At 59.9% G+C, this 15758-nt stretch carries 10 protein-coding genes and 1 pseudogene; 6 read left to right on the top strand and 5 right to left on the bottom strand.

Features of this window, described 5'->3' with window-relative positions; all coding sequences use genetic code 11:
• Positions 1-372: 372 nt before the first annotated feature.
• Together ACOYW2_RS22335 and ACOYW2_RS22340 are read left to right on the top strand one after the other, a co-directional pair.
• Positions 373-1386: pseudogene (locus tag ACOYW2_RS22335) on the top strand (MBL fold metallo-hydrolase); the annotation flags it as partial.
• Between the two features lie 109 nt (positions 1387-1495).
• Entirely contained in the window at positions 1496-1900 is a 405-nt protein-coding gene (locus ACOYW2_RS22340; RefSeq protein ID WP_482423810.1) for an MBL fold metallo-hydrolase RNA specificity domain-containing protein, read from the top strand.
• Between the two features lie 475 nt (positions 1901-2375).
• On the opposite strand, the gene ACOYW2_RS22345 is transcribed toward ACOYW2_RS22340, so the two are convergent.
• The 3 genes from ACOYW2_RS22345 to gcvT all read right to left on the bottom strand — a co-directional run bounded on the left by ACOYW2_RS22345 (position 2376) and on the right by gcvT (position 10340).
• On the bottom strand, positions 2376-5993 hold the full coding sequence (locus ACOYW2_RS22345) for a bifunctional proline dehydrogenase/L-glutamate gamma-semialdehyde dehydrogenase (RefSeq protein WP_482768039.1): 3618 nt from the start codon (positions 5991-5993) through the stop codon (positions 2376-2378).
• Positions 5994-6225: 232 nt separating this feature from the next.
• A complete protein-coding gene (locus tag ACOYW2_RS22350) occupies positions 6226-6960 on the bottom strand; it encodes a FadR/GntR family transcriptional regulator (RefSeq protein WP_482768040.1) in 735 nt (244 codons plus the stop codon).
• A gap of 731 nt (positions 6961-7691) precedes the next feature.
• The gene (gene gcvT, locus ACOYW2_RS22355) at positions 7692-10340 is read right to left on the bottom strand and encodes a glycine cleavage system aminomethyltransferase GcvT (RefSeq protein WP_482768041.1); all 2649 of its coding nucleotides are present in this window, start codon (positions 10338-10340) and stop codon (positions 7692-7694) included.
• Positions 10341-10892: 552 nt separating this feature from the next.
• Between gcvT and tpx the strand changes: the two genes are divergently transcribed.
• The 4 genes from tpx (at position 10893) to ACOYW2_RS22375 (ending at position 13313) form a co-directional block, all read left to right on the top strand.
• The gene (gene tpx / locus ACOYW2_RS22360) at positions 10893-11393 is read left to right on the top strand and encodes a thiol peroxidase (RefSeq protein ID WP_482768042.1); all 501 of its coding nucleotides are present in this window, start codon (positions 10893-10895) and stop codon (positions 11391-11393) included.
• Positions 11394-11456: 63 nt separating this feature from the next.
• Positions 11457-11741, top strand: coding sequence for a hypothetical protein (locus ACOYW2_RS22365; RefSeq protein WP_482768043.1), 285 nt, complete (start codon positions 11457-11459; stop codon positions 11739-11741).
• Positions 11704-12237: an exodeoxyribonuclease III gene (locus ACOYW2_RS22370; protein ID WP_482768044.1), complete on the top strand. Its 534-nt coding sequence runs from the start codon at positions 11704-11706 to the stop codon at positions 12235-12237. The genes ACOYW2_RS22365 and ACOYW2_RS22370 overlap by 38 nt, the downstream gene beginning before the upstream one ends.
• A gap of 161 nt (positions 12238-12398) precedes the next feature.
• Positions 12399-13313, top strand: a complete 915-nt coding sequence (locus tag ACOYW2_RS22375; RefSeq protein ID WP_482768045.1) for an HD-GYP domain-containing protein — start codon at positions 12399-12401, stop codon at positions 13311-13313.
• Between the two features lie 9 nt (positions 13314-13322).
• Here the strand turns inward: ACOYW2_RS22375 and ACOYW2_RS22380 are convergent, their stop codons facing one another.
• Positions 13323-13976, bottom strand: a complete 654-nt coding sequence (locus tag ACOYW2_RS22380) for a mechanosensitive ion channel family protein (RefSeq protein ID WP_482768046.1) — start codon at positions 13974-13976, stop codon at positions 13323-13325.
• A 479-nt stretch (positions 13977-14455) separates the two neighbouring features.
• Positions 14456-15466, bottom strand: a complete 1011-nt coding sequence (locus ACOYW2_RS22385; RefSeq protein ID WP_482768047.1) for a YhdH/YhfP family quinone oxidoreductase — start codon at positions 15464-15466, stop codon at positions 14456-14458.
• Between the last annotated feature and the right edge of the window lie 292 nt (positions 15467-15758).

Below are 15758 nucleotides of genomic sequence, written 5' to 3' on the forward strand. Positions count from 1 at the left end.
CACGTGCGGCCCGATTCGCCCTTGTCGATATACCGACCTGCCCTGTTTGTCAAATGTTTCAAAAGTTTGCCCCACGGCAGGTCCTCCGAAGGCTTTTTAGGAGCTGAATAGATACCTTTTTTTACTTGCATCAACAGGCTTCGTTGACACCCAGCATCCCCTGCCATATGTTAAAAAAACATCCAAAACCCGGATTACCGGGCACAACAGCAGCCAGCTCGACGAACAAGGGTTAACTATCTTCCCCAACCCGTTTTTTTTGGTGGCTTACCTTGCCGCCATATCCCATGCCGCTCCGGCGACTGGCCGGGGTGAAAGGAGTCTTCCATGCATGTCACGTTCTACGGTGCCATTCGCGAAGTCACCGGGTCCATGCACCTGCTTGAGGCAGGCAAAGATCGCATCCTGCTGGACTGCGGGCTCTTTCAGGGCCGACGCAAAGAGACCGAAGCCAAAAACCGCGTCTTCCCCGTGGACCCCGAGTTCATCACCAACATGATCCTCTCCCACGCCCACATCGACCACTCCGGGCGTATCCCCCTGCTGGTCAAAGGAGGCTTCAACGGCCGCGTCATCACCACCCGAACCACGGCCGACGCCTGCTCCTTCCTGCTGCGGGACTCCGCCCACATCCAGGAGTCCGATGCCCTTTACCTCAACTACAAAACCGTCCGCGGCCACCTCTACAACCTGGCCAACGGGAAGAACAAGCTCACCAACCGGGAGCGCTCGGAGATCACCAAGCTCCTCAAGCACAACGGCCTGCGCCTCAACAAGGGAGCCATCGCAGAGCTCCTGACCAAGCACAACCTCAACAGCGTGGAGCCCCTCTACACCATGGCCGACGCCGAGGCAGCCCTCTCCGCCTTTGACGGCTACCCCTACAACACGCCCATCACCGTGGGCAAGGGCATGACCGTGACCTTTTACGAGGCAGGCCACATCCTGGGCTCTGCCCTGTGCCTCCTCTCTTTCCGCGATAACGGACGGCGCTTCAACGTTATCTACACCGGGGACATCGGGCGCTTCGGACGGCCCATCCTGAAAAACCCCACCCTCAACTTCCCGGACGACATCGGCCCCATCGACCTTATGATCATGGAGAGCACCTATGGCGCCCGCCACCACGAGCCCGCCGAAGAACTCAAGGACAGGCTGGCCGAGGTGATCAACGACACCTTCGACAGAAAAGGCGTGGTGGTGATCCCCGCCTTTGCCTTCGGAAGAACCCAGGACGTGGTCTACATCATCCACGAGCTGAGAAACGAAGGACGCATCCCCAAGTTCCCCGTGTTCGTGGACTCCCCCCTGGCCGGTAACCTCACCCGGGTCTTTGCCGAACACCCGGAGGTCTACGACAAGGAGGCCCACCGCACTTTCCTGGAAAAAGGGATGAACCCCTTCGAGTTCAATGGGCTCTCCTACATCAGCACCGTGGCCGGATCAACCATCGTCATCGTCCATCACCCCCCACATCATCATCTCCTCCTCGGGCATGTGCGAAGCAGGCCGCATCCTCCACCACCTGCGTTACCGGGTCCACAACCCCAACAACACCATCGTCATCGTGGGGTACATGGCCCAGCACACCCTGGGACGCCGCATCATGGAACTGGGCTGGGACTACAAGCAAAACGGCCGAAAAGGAAAGCCCCCCATGGTCAAAATCCTGGGCAAGGAGTACCCCCTCAAAGCCGACGTGGTGAAAATCGGCGGATTCTCCGCCCACGCCGACCGCGAAGAGATGCACACCTTCCTCAAAAAATCGAACCTCCAGGTGAAAAACATCGCCGTGGTCCACGGGGAAGAAGAGCAATCCAAAGCCTTTGCCGCCTTCCTCAAAGAAAAAGGCCTCAACGCCTTTGTGCCCAAACGGGGACAGACCATCACCATGGAATAGCCTCCGGCAGCCAGGGGATAAATCCCCTGGACCCCAGGTTCGCAAATGCTCCGGGGCTTCGCCCCTTCACATTTGCTGACGGGCTCCGCCCGTGCTGAGTTCATAGTCAAGGGGCAATACATCGCACCTGGGTATCTTTCGCTCCCAGGCTCTGCCTGGGGGTGTTTAAAGCAAGGCTCTGCCTTGCCGGTATATAAAATTCGATGACTGGCGCTTGGCGCAGGCTTTCTCGACATCAAATATGGAGGCAGAGCCTCCGAAGAGCATTCCCAGGCAGAGCCTGGGAACGAGCCCATACACACAACACAAAAGCCCCACCTGCATGCAGGCGGGGCTTTTGTATAGAACCGTTCATCACGGGCGTAGCCCGTCAGGGAATGTGATGAGCCTGAGGAACGAAGGCGAAAGAACATTCCCGAACCTGGGGTCAAGGGGCTTTAGCCCCTTGCCGCCGGAGGCACGTTTTTTTTCACCGTTACAACAGCCCCCGCTCTCCGAGGTTGCCGTAGCGGTGGTAGTTGTCGCAGATGCTCTGTTCCCGGACGTACTGGAGCAGTTCGAGGCGGCCTTCGGCCAGGACCTTGGTCCTTGCGATGTAGAAGCCGGTCTCGGCGGCTTTGGCCAGGAGGGCGTCGGGCACGCGGTCCGGGGCGGCAAAGCGCATGCGGTCTGCGGTTTTGAGGTAAGCGGCCAGGGAGGTTTCCCCCTCTTTGGCCACGGTGACCCCGGCAAGGAGTCGCTCTCCGTCTGCGCTCTCCACAAAGGCAAACACCTCTTCGGGGACTTCGGGCGACAGGCTCAGGGTTACCTTATTCCGGGTGACAAGAGCTGCCGTGCACATGGCAAGGATGTCTGCGAGCGTGTCGTCCTTTGTGGCGCGCACCACCACGTGGCCCACGGGCAGGTAGCGCACGATGTTGTCCTGGCCCCTCAGGCGGAAGTGGTCGGTCTCTTTTTCAAACTCGGTCTCGTACCATCCCATGTAGCTGAAGGCCGAGCGGACGAACCGGGTGATCTCCGTGCCCATGGCGCCGAAGCCTCCCCAGGCAGCCTTGGACTCCAGGTCCTGGCAGCAGCGGTAGAGGGCTGTCTCCTTCTGCACCGGGGGAAAGACCGGGGTCGGGGTCTCTTCCACGGCCATGAACTGGCTGACGTAGTTGGGGCTGCCCGCCTTGATACCGGATCCGATGGCAGACTTGCCCATGCCGCCGAAGGGCTGGCGCAGGACTATGGCCCCGGTGGTGCCTCGGTTGATGTAGAGGTTTCCGGCTTTGATGCTGTTCTTCCAGAGGGCCTGTTCCCGGTCGTCCAGGCTCTCGATGCCCGAGGTGAGGCCGTAGCCGGTCTGGTTCACCAGGCTGATGGCGTGCTCCAGGTTATCTGCTTTCATCACCCCCAGCACGGGGCCGAAGAACTCGGTCATGTGGGTGTAGCTGCCGGGCTTGACGTTGTACTTGATGCCCGGGCTCCAGAGGTAGGGGTTGTCTCCTATCTGGGCGGGTTTCAGGGCCCACTCCTCCCCGGACTCCAGCTCGGTGAGGCCTCGTTTCAGGTCCCCTGAGGGCGGGTTCACCAGGGTTCCCATGCTGTTTTTGTACTCCCAGGCAGAGCCCACGTACCAGCTCTTGGCCGCGTCCACCAGCTGCTGACGGAACTGGGCATCTTCGTAGACATCCTTTTCCAGGATCAGCAGGGAGGTGGCCGAGCACTTCTGGCCGGTGTTTCCGAAGGCCGAGTGGATGATGTTCTTGATGGCCTGGTCCCGGTCGGACATGGAGGTGACGATGGTGGCGTTCTTCCCCCCGGTCTCGGCGGAGAGGGCCAGGGTGGGTTTTGCCTTTAAAAGGGCCAGGCCGGTGTCGGTGCCGCCGGTGAGGATTACGTAATCAACCCGATCGTCGGTGGCCAGTTTCTGGCCGGTGGTGGCCCCGGAGCAGGGCATGAACTGGAGAACCTTTTTGGAAACCCCGGCGCGCCAGAAGCAGTTGCAGAGGATCCAGGCAGGCAGCACCGCGTCTGACGCGGGCTTGAAGATCACGGTGTTGCCCGCGGCAAGGGAGGCGGAGATGCCGCCGCAGGGAATGGCGATGGGAAAATTCCAGGGAGAGATCACAAGGCCCACGCCCTTGCCCGTTGCGGTGACGCCGTTAAGGCCGGCGAGCTTGCGGGCACTCAAGGGGTAGAATTCCACAAAATCGATGGCCTCGGAGACCTCCACGTCCGCCTCGGTGAGGAGCTTGCCCGTGGACGCGGCAGCCGCGCCCATGAGGTCTGCCCTGGCCTTGCGGATCTCCACGGCCACCCGTGAGAGGACCTCGTGGCGGCCTTCCCAGCCAAGGGCCCGCCATCCGTCGGGGTCTGCCAGGGCTGTTTCCAGGGCCTCTTCAGCGTCGGCGTCGTCTGCCATGGCGTAGCGGGCGCTGACGATGTTCTCCTTTTTCTTTTCGCTGAACTGGCAGGGGTCCATGCCTTCGCGGATCTTTTTGCCCTCAAAGCGCTCGTCGCCTGCCACCACCACGGGAATTTCGTGGGGGGCTTTGTCCGCTGCGGGCATCCAGGCATCCCGGATCCCTTCGGCCCAGGCCCGGTTTCCGGAGAGGGCCCAGTCGGTGTCGGCCTCGTTGATAAAGCGCCCGGTGTGATGGCTGCCGCCCTCAAAATCGTCCCAGGTTTCTATCTGGCGATCCTGGACGCGATTGGAGGTTTTGGGCGCTTTTTCCCGCAATTCAAGGGAAGCCCTGAACCCCTTTTCAAGAAAGATCCACTCTTTGGACCCCGGTTTCAGGTCGTTGGCGTACCGCAGAAAGTTCTCCGGGGCCGTGTTCTCGTCCAGGCGGCGAATCAGGTAAGCGATGGCGTTGATGAACTGCTCTTTTCCGGCCACCGGCGCGTAGAGGAGCACCTCCCCGGTGGTCTCCAGAATGGCCCGGCGCACATGGTCGGCCATGCCTTCGAGCATCTCAAAGCCGAAGTACTCGGTGACCTTGTTCTCTTTGGCCATGGCATAGGCAAAGGCCAGCTCAAAGAGGTTGTGGGAGGCGATGCCCAGGCGCACGGCCTGGATGTTCTCGGGCTCCATGGCGTATTCGGCCATACGCTTGTAGTTGGCGTCCACAAAGGGCTTGTTGTCGAAGGGTGCCAGGGGCCAGTTGTGCAGGGCCGACTCCACCTGCTCCATCTCCATGTTGGCGCCCTTGACGATGCGCAGCTTGATGGGTGCCCCGCCGTCTGCCACGCGCTCTTTGGCCCACTCGGTGAGCCTGCGCTGCATGGCCCAGGAGTCCGGGAGATAGGCCTGAAGCACGATGCCCGCGGCGTGGCTTTTCAGCTCCTTCTGCTCCAGGGTCTCCATGAAGGCCCGGGCCGTAAGCTCCAGGTCCCTGTACTCCTCCATGTCCAGATTCACGAACTTTTTCACCGTGGTGCCGTCTTTGCGGGTGTAGGTGTGGTTCTCGGCCGTGGTAAAAAGCACGGTGAGGCGTTTTTTCAACTCGGCCACGGTGTCGTCCATGGCCAGGGAGGAGATCTGGGAATAGATGGTGGAGATCTTGACGGAGATGTACTCGATGTCCGGGCTGGAGAGGTCCCGCACATAGGCTTCAAGACGGTGCTCCGCCTCCTCTTCCCCCAGCACGGCCTCGCCGATGTGGTTAATGTTCATGCGGACCCCTTCTTCTTTGCGCTTGGCAAGGTGGGCCTTGAAGGGGCCCTCCTCGCCGGGGACAACGGCCCGGCTGCTCTGCTTTCGGATCTGCTCCACCATCTGGGGCACGGAGACCCAGGGGATATGGCGCCCCACCCCCATGAAAAGCATCATCAGCGATTTTTCCAGGGGCCCCATGAACTTGGGAATCCCCTTCTCCTTCAGGAGGGTGTAGACCCGATCCGCCACCTTGGGAGTGAGGCTCGACCGAAAACTCTCGTCGATCATCCGCGTGAGGATCACCTTGTCCATGGGGTGGGTAAGAAGCCGACTCATCATCTTCTGAATCTTCTTCTCATCCGGGGTCAACAACTCGTTGGCGCGGGTCTGCCACTGCTCGGCCAGAGCCACCGCCTCCTGAACCAGTCTCGCTTCTGTCTGCTTTTCCATGATCCTTCCTTCCTATGTCATATAAGTCACAATCTATCTTTTCTGGTTAACGTGCATAAAAACCAGGGGATAAATCCCCTGGACCCCAGGTTCGGAAATGCTCTTTCGCCTTCGTTCCTCAGGCGCATCACATTCCCTGACGGGCTTCGCCCGTGGTGAGTTCCGAGTGCAAGGGCAATCAGCTTTCGAGGTGTTTTCGCTACCGTGGCTTCGCCACCCTCGCCGTCGCGGGCTACGGCGCGACAGGCGAGGTGGGAGTATTCGCGAGCTTTGTCATATGGCGGTCGAATTTAACCACGTGGCTGCCCATGAGGGCAGCGGCGCGGACGCCGTTGCCGTCTTTAACTGCGTGAAAGAGATCGATGAGGTCCTGGTGGTTTTCGACCAGGATCTCTTTTTTCCTTGCCAGGTAGGCCTCGTAGTACTCGTGAATGTTTTCGTGGACGGCCTTCTGGACCAGGGAGAAGAGCCGGTTTCGGGCGATGCGGGCCAGCTCCTGGTGGAACCTGCCGTCGGCGGCGATGAAGGCGTCCCAGTCGTAGTGGTCTTCCAGGTGAACCCGGGTCTCTTCCAGGATCCCGGCAAGGGAGACCATGTCCTCGTCGGTGCGGCGCTGGGCGGCCAAAGAGGCGATGTCCGCCTCCACGGAGCTTCGAAACTCCTGCAGGTTTTCAAAGGGGATCTCTTTTCGCCGCACCATAAGGGAGAGGCTCTCCAGCATGGGCTCGGTGGAGGCCTGCTTGACGATGGCCCCGCCATGGACGCCCAGGCGAATCTCAATAAGCCCTTTTTGCTCCAGGACCCGAAGGGCTTCTCTTAGGGTGCCCCGGCTGATGTTGAAGGTCTCTTTGAGCTCCCGCTCGGAGGGCAGCTTCTCGCCGGGCTTGATGCGCCCGTCCAGGATGGCTTCCTGGATCTGGTCCACCACGTCTTGGAAAATGCGACTCTGTTTTGCTTTCTCAAACATATGTTTTTCACGGCTCCCTGGCCGGTAATGGTGCACGGTTCAACGGAACAACGCCCGAATTCTGGCCCTTTCCAGGGCGATGCCAGCCCTCAAAAGGGAAGAAAACAGGCGCAAAGATCAAATGGTTTAACCATTAGATACTTTACACACCCAGCCTTTGTCAAGGGAGACAACATTCTGAAAAAGTTCTTTATACACGAGCAAGCACCTGAGGAGCGGTGAGCTGAACGTTTCGATTGCCTTCTTATGCGCAACATAGAAAAAAAGCGCATCCAGCAGGAGCGCCGGCAGTGCGGTTAGATCCACAATGGACAAGTAGCAACAACGTATCCTGTTCCGTCGAAGCTTGTGAACCAGCCCGCATAAACCATGGGCGTTTATGTCGGGCGAAGCCCGAGCCGAAGGCGCGTGCGCATTTTTCTGAGGAACGAAGGAAAATGTGCACGCGCAATCAGCTTTCGAGGTGGCTCCACCTCGCCGCCGGAGGAAGCCAAGTTAAAGATGCCTCCGGCGGCCCTGCCGGGGGCCAAACTTTTGAAAAGTTTGACAAACAGGTTTTGCTCAGTATTCACGAAAATCTTCGCGGAAGCTCTTCACCTGAGGAACGAAGGGGGAGGGCTTTCGCAACCTGGGGTCCAGGGGTGGCGAAGCCACTTAGGCCAAAAATCCCCTGGCCGCCGGAGGCACGCTTTTTGAGCCCACTTTAACCATAGAAGGCAGGTACAACTCCCTCATATCCACTGATGCAGCTGTTCCAACAGGCCGTCGAGTTCTTCGTTCCTGAAGCAGTAGCGCATCTGGGTGAAGCGGCCCCTGAAGGCCGCCACCTCGTCCCGAACGGATTTGCCGTTGATGAGGACATCTGCCATGAGTTCGGCCAGGGCGCCGAAGTCCTCTTTTTCCATGCCGAAGCGGGTCATCTCCTGAACGCCGGTACGCAGGGCGCCGGAGGCGGTAAAACCCTCCTCTTCGGGGATGGCCTGGTAGTTCACCAGGATGTTGTTCTCTTCCAGGTGCCGCGCGGCTTCCGGGCCTTTGGCGTAGCCCACCTTGATGATCACCTGGTGGGTCTCGGTGTAGCCCTCGGCCGGGTCACCGGCCACCTCCAGGCCGCAGTCGGCAAGGGCCTGGGCAAAGTAGCGGGCGTTTTCCAGCACCTTCTTCTGGTAGGTCTGTTTAAAGGCGTTCATCTCCATGGCCGCGGCACAGAGCCCCAAAAGGGTCCCTAAGTGATGGTTGCTCACGCTGCCGGGAAAAGTGCGCCGGGTGATGGCGTCCCACAGGGGAAGGCGGGGGTCGTCGTCGGCCATGTCGGCGGTGATCACGCCCCGCTGGGGGCCGAAAAAGGTTTTGTGGGTGGAGCCGGTGACAAGGTCGGCCCCTTCGGCAAAGGGCTCCTGGAACCAGGGCCCGGCAAGGCCCAGGACGTGGGCCATGTCGTACATAAGGACGGCATCAAGGCCCAGCTCGTCCACCATGGCGCGGATCTCCCTCACTGGCTCTTTGTGCAGGACCATGCTCTTGCCGAAGATGATCAACTCGGGCTTTTCGGCCTCCAGAAGCCACCTGCAGGCATCCACGTCCACCTTGAACGGGTTATGACCAAGGACGGGAAAGTTCACCACCGCGGGTTTTTCGGTGCGCGGGTCCCGGGCGATGAAGTCCCTTAAGGCGCCCATGGGCTGAGCGCTCAGGTGTCCTCCCTTCATGATGTGGTGGTTCATGACTCGGCGCATGCGGCGCTGCTCGGTTTTGCGGTCGGCCCGGTTGAGGTAATCCACCATGGCACTGAAAACCGCGGTGTTGGCCATCTGACCGGAGATCACACGAGTTTCGGCCTGGGCGCATCCCAGGAAGGTCCGCATCTCCACTTCAAGCTGCGCCTCTGCCCGGGCGATGAAGTCGGTGCCCTGATAATAAAAGACCTCGGCATCTTTTAAGGCCGCCACCTTTTTGTGCTCGGCATAGCGCCCGGCCGGGTCCATGACGGAGAGGAGCTTGACCACCGGGGAGACCGACTGCTCGGAGGGGATCAGGTTGATGCAGGCACCCTGGCGCCAGGCCGTGTTGTCTGCGGCCTCTTTTATCAAGGCCCGAACCTTGGGCATCACCTCGCCCACGGCGTCCTCATCGTCCTGGTGCGGGGCTGTGTCCGCCAGCACCGGCCGGGCGTACGGCGGGGCATCGCTCCGCATGTGGCAGGGCACGATGACAGCCTCGCTCATTTTTCCCCGGATCTCCACCTCCAGGGCCTGCCCTTCCCTTAAATCGCTGTCCACCATGGCGATGCAGATGGCCCGCCGCCCCTTCTCCCCGGTCAGATGCGTGCGGATGCCCTCCCCGTCCATCACCCAGTAGGGAACCATGGTCCCGCTGCTCACATAGCCCACCGGGGCACCGCGCCTGAAGACACGGCATCCCTGCCGGGCGATGCCTTTTCCCGTAAGGGCCACGGGCTGTGCCATGCGGGGCAGATCCCCTTTGAGGGAGTCATCACCGGCCACAAGGCGGGAAAACGCCCTGTGTTGCCGCGTCAGGGCCTCCCGCCCCACAAAATCGCCTTTCAGGGGGCTCAAGCTCACGGCAAACCGCGCAAGGGGGCATGCAAACACGGGGATCTCTCCCCCGTCGGGGTCCTGCCCCAGCTCGTGGCCGTACAGGGGCAGGCCCGCTTCCAGGCGCAGGGTATCCCGTGCCCCCAGGCCGATGGGTTCGGCGCCTTCTGCCACGAGCATCTCCCAGAGCGCCTCGGCATGGGCCGTGTCGCAGAAGAGCTCGAAGCACAGGGGTTCGCCTGTGTACCCGGTGCGGGCCAGTCGCACGGGCACGCCTTTAAGTTTCACCTCGGAGAGGGCATTGCGCCTGGGCTCGGGCAGGGCCCCCTCCTCCAGCAAGCCGCCAAGGAGGGTTTTGGAGGCGGGGCCCTGGAGACTCAGCATGGCCTGGTCAAAGGTGGCATCATGCAGGGAGACATCCTGGAACGCCTCCAGGTGAGCCTGAAAATGGTGCCAGTCCCTGGTCCGGTTGGCGGCGTTGACCACCAGGAGAAAGCCCTCCTGTTGAAACCGATAGAGGTAGGCATCGTCCACGGCCCCGCCCCCTTCGGTGGGGATCATTGTGTACTGGGCCTCCCCCACGGCGAGGGCGGCGGCGTTGTTGGTGAGAACATGCTGAAGAAAGCCGAGGGCATCGTCTCCGGAGACGACAAAACGCCCCATGTGGGAGACGTCAAAGAGCCCGGCCTTTTTTCGGGTTGTGAGGTGCTCGGCCACGATGCCCGATGGGTACTCCAGGGGCATCTCCCATCCCCCGAAGGGAACGAGTCGGGCTCCGGCCCGAAGGTGGCAGGTGAAAAACGGCGTGCGGTGAAGTTCCGTCATGGTCGTCTCCTCCTCTGGCCTGTGTCATTACCCGGGAATTTTCAGATGGGTACATCCGGTGCGGATGGGCCATTGTAACACCAGGACCCTTCAAAAGGAACCATTGGGATTCACCCCCCAGGGTCAACGCATTTAAACATTCAGTTGCCTCCGGCGGGTCGCTTTTTGAAAAAAGAAGAGGGGCTATGCCTTGTAGGGACGCATCCTCAAAAAACAAAACCTGTTTGTCAAACTTTTCAAAAGTTTGGCCCCCGGCAGGGCCGCCGGAGGCAAAAATCTAAATGCGTTAACCCTGTGTCACCCCCGCATCACCGACTGACGTGCAAGGGGAGACACCCGATGCACTTTCGTCTCACGGCCGCGGCCCATCCCCCCTTGCCCTGCCCGCCGAAGAGCTGGTATAATCCCACAAACCGTCAAAATACCTTCTTTTTTACATCTTCATGCGTGGGCCCTTCCGCCCCGGCACACATCTTGAATACCCATCTTCATCGACGCTGTTCATCAATGCATGGCGGCACCACAACGCCTTAACCCTCAAGGAGAGAACACATGGCAGTGATCATGATCGGCGGCACACCCGCCAACACCACAGGCAACCTTCCCGATGTCGGCTCCAAAGCCCCGGGGTTCACCCTGACCAAGACCGACCTGACGGATGTGAGCCTTCCTGACCTGGCGGGCAAACGCATCGTCTTGAATATCTTCCCCAGTATCGACACGCCGGTCTGCTCGGCGTCGGTGCGCCGGTTCAACCAGGAGGCCGCCTCCCTTGCCAACACCCAGGTCCTGAGCGTCTCCGCCGACCTGCCCTTTGCCCACAAGCGGTTCTGCGAAACCGAGGGCATCGACGGGGTCATCCCGGTGTCCGAGCTCCGCACCCGAGGGTTCGGGGATGCCTACGGCATCCGCATTGCCGAAGGCCCCCTGCAGGGGCTCCTGGCCCGGGCCGTTGTGGTCCTTGACGAAGAGGGGACGGTCATCTATTCATCCTTTTCAAAAGACCTGAAGGAAGAGCCCCCCTACGAAGAGATCCTGGCCACCCTGGCCTGATGCGACGCGCCCCCTTATAAGGGGGCCACCGTTAACCGATGATTGCGCAGAGAAAGGACAACGATGAAATCGGACAACGTGCGATTGGTATCATGGAATGTCAACGGCCTCCGGGCCGTCTGGAAGAAAGATTTTGAAGGGGCAGCAGAGCGGCTTGGGGCCGATGTGCTCATGGTCCAGGAGACCAAGCTCCAGGAGCCCCAGCTCACCCCGGAAATGACGGCCCTCAACGGGTCCAAGGCTCACTGGTCGTTTTCCACGGTCAAAAAAGAGGTACAGCGGGGTCGGGGCCTGGACAAAAACCGCCCCCGTGGCCGTGCGACACGGCATCGGGACCCCGGAGTTTGACGATGAAGGGCGAATCCTGGAGCTTGAGTACGAGAAGTTCACCCTTTTCAACGTCTATTTTCCCAACGGCCAGCAGAGCGATGAACGGCTGGACTACAAGCTCCGGTTCTACGATGCGTTCTTTGCCTACACCAACGCCCTCAGGGACAAAGGGCGCCCCGTCATCATCTGCGGGGACGTCAACACCGCCCACAACGAAATCGACTTGCGGCACCCCAAGGCCAACTCCAAGCGCTCGGGTTTCCTTCCCGTTGAGCGGGAGTGGCTGGACCGTATCCTGTCCATGGGCTACGTGGACACCTTCCGCCACCTCTACCCGGAGGAGGAGAAGTACTCCTGGTGGTCCTATCGCTTCAACGCCAGAACAACGCGGGGTGGCGCATCGACTACTTTTACGTCAGCCGGGACATCGCAGAGAACGGCTGGATCAAAGACGCCTGGATCGACAACGATATCTTCGGCTCGGACCACTGTCCCATCGGTCTTGATCTTGTGATCCCTTGAAAAAAGGCCCCGGACCCTGATTTTTTTAGGCGGGAACCGTAAAGATTCCTCCACATGCAGCCGATATCAACAATCAGAAATCGTGCGGCCCATTGGGGGAGGCCGCATGACGTTGTTTTGATGTCATTTTTCCAGAGTGTGATGTGTGGGGGTATGGGGGACTTCATTCAAGTCAAGGAGAGCCAGGTTCATTATTACCGTTCGGTTCCTCTCTATTGCAAGGCGGACAGCGGCGACTTCGTGTTGTACAAGCCCAAGGGCAAACGCATCAACTTCACCGAAGACGCCCGGACCCGCCCTCCCCGGATCTATATCCACAAACGTGACAGTCAGGCTGCCGTGGACGAGCTGCAGACAAGCTTCAACACCCACCTGCGGCAGAGCCTGACCCCCGGCGGGCTCACCAAGGTCAAGACCATCCTCTGCGACATTGTCTCCGAGGCCATGGCCAAGCCCTCGGAGAGCTCCCTGTCCCAGCTCCCCGAAACCATCGACATTGTCTTTGACGGCTACGGAAACAACTCCCTGATCTTAAAACAGCTGGCCGAAAGCTCCACCGTGGATCGGTCCATCATGGACCACTCCATCAACACCATGGCCATCACCATGCTCTACTGCACCCACTGCAAGCTCTCCCCGGACGAGGCACGGCAGCTGGCCCTGGCCGCCCTTCTCCACGACATCGGAAAAACCCGCCTGGACCCCAACATCGTCATCACCAACCGCAAGCTCACAACCAAAGAGTTTGATGAGTACAAGACCCACGCCGCCATCGGCCACGACATCATCAAGGAGACAGGCTCCTTTGATTTCTCCATCTCGCGGGCCATCCTGGAGCACCACGAGCGCCTGGACGGCAGCGGGTACCCCAGGGGCATCGCCCACATCGGCTTCGAAGCCCAGCTCATCGGGCTCATCGACAGCTACGAGAACCTCACCCACCGGGAAAAAACCTACCGCAAAATCAAAAGCCCCTTTGATACCCTGAACCTCATCAAACACGAGGTGGTCACCAAAGGAGCCTTTGATAAAACCCTTTTTAAAGACCTCTGCACCTGCCTGGCCTGATCCGGATTCTCAGCTTCCGGCGCTGCCCTGGGTCAGGCTGTTGAGCCCGTTTTCGGGAAGATTCAGGTGAAGATCGCGCTGGGGAAAGGGAATGGAGATGCCCTTGGCGTCAAAGCTCTTCTTGATGGCCTCCTGAAGGGAAAACCAGGTGCTCCAGTAGTCGGCGGTCTTCACCCAGGGACGCACCACAAAGTTGACACTGCTCTCCCCCAGCTCACTCACCGCGATGGTGGGGGCGGGGCTTTCAAGGACCATGGGCTCATTTTTCAAGATATCCTCCAGGGTCTGTCTCACCTCATCCAGATTATCCCCGTACCCGACACCGGCCACCAGGTCCACCCGGCGAATATCCTCGGCCGTGTGGTTCACGATGATGCCGCCGGTCACCTGGGCGTTGGGGATGATGATCCGCTTGTTGTCCACGCTCTTGATGACGGTGCTGAACATGCCGATCTCCTTCACCGTGCCCTGGGTGCCTCCGGCCTCTACAAAGTGCCCCACCTTAAACGGGGTAAAGACCACAAGAAGCACGCCTGAGGCGAAGTTGGCCAAAGACCCCTGAAGGGCCAGGCCCACGGCAAGACCCGCAGCACCGAGCACCGCGATGAACGAGGTGGTCTGCATCCCCAGCTTGCCCAGGGCCGCGATGATCACAAAGGCCATGAGGCCCACGTACACCACGCTGCAGACAAAGGAGATCAGTCCTTTCCGCCTTTCCCCTTGACAATGATATTTCGAAGCACGCGTCGAAGAATGCCTGCGGCAATGCGCCCAGCACAAGAAATCACCAGGGCCGCCACCACTTTGCGAAAACCGTAAAACGCCAGCCACTCCTGGAAAAACTCTCATCACAATGGATTCCATTGGATCCTCCTTAGGTTGATGGGTCTTAAATGAGATGGCAATGACAAGACAATAAGATGCGTCAGCGTGCCGGAAAGGATGTCACCGGGACGGAGCGGCACATGACGGGATACATGAAGGGACGATGTAACGGTTCAACATGCCTCCGGCAGGGTCGCCGGAGGCACACTGGTACGGAATGATTACTTGAGACCTGTTTATCAAACTTTTTAAACGTTTGGCCCCCGGCAGGGCCGCCGGAGGCTTTTTTGATCTGAATGGTTACACCGGGAAAAGAATCACATCAGGGCATGTGCACGATGTGTCGCCGGTGCAGTACCCCTGAGCATGCGCTCGATCTGGTCATCGAGTTCCTCCAACCCGTTGAAACTCTCCACCATGGCATCGAGGTTTTCAGGCTTCCAGGCATCGGCCAGCTGGGCCCAGACCGCCTGGCGCTCGTCCATGGGGCAGGTTGCCGAGTCAATGCCGCACAAAGAGACCCCGCGCAGGATAAAGGGATAGATAGAAGATGTGAGTTCATCGGAACGGACGTTCCCGCAGCAGGTCACCACCCCCCGGTGCATGGTGTTCTTGATGGCCGTGGCAAGGACATCCCCGCCCACGGCGTCCACCACGCCGGCCCAGAGTTTTCCTCCTAAGGCCTTGCCGCTGGTGTCCACGGCCTCGGCAAGGGAGAGCACCCGGTCCACGCCGATGGAGGAGAGATAGGCCCCTTTGTCCTCCCTCCCGCTGACGCCCGCCACCACAAAGCCGAGTTTCTTGAGGATCCCCACGGCCAGGCTCCCCACGCCCCCGGAGGCCCCGGTAACGAGAACCGTGCCCATCTCAGGGGTCACCCCATGATCGAGGAGGCGCTTGACGGAAAGCCCCGCTGTAAACCCGGCGGTGCCCAGCATCATGGACTCTTTTCGGGTCAACCCCGCAGGAAGTTTCACCACCCAGGATTCAGGCACGCGGATGTATTCGGAAAACCCTCCGGCAGTGTTCATGCCCAGGTCGTACCCGGTCACGATCACCTTGTCCCCTTTGTGGAACCCCTCGGTGGTGCATTCGGCGACAATCCCTGCGGCATCGATGCCCGGCGTATGGGGATGACACGGTAGCCCCATCCCCATGGCCGACAGGCAATCCTTCCAGTTGAGGGACGAAAAACCCACCCGGATCAGCACGTCCCCGGGGGGCAGGTCTCCAACGGACAGGGTCTCGATGCGTCGTACAAAGGTCCCCTCCTCCTCGGAGACGACCATCGCATGATAGGTCACGTTCTCCCAACTCGCATGTTCCATGGCTCACCTCCGTTTTGTATCCTTATTCAGCGAGATGACACACATATTGTACGACGGAAACCCAAAAATGTCATTGTGGAATCCACCCCGCGTGAGGAACCCTGCCCTGTGAAAATGCAACCCGCGACCTTGGCTAATATTGCTCCCCCACAAGGCACAAAACCCATTTCCTCTTTTCATCGTGCTCCCTTTCAGGCAACACCACCCCACTCAAAAAAACGATTTCACCCCCTCACGAAACCGCCCCGGTAACCTTTCAAGTTAACACCATATCTTCCCAGCACCCCATTTA

It is taken from the genome of Desulfoluna sp. CLI2B (assembly GCF_056847375.1).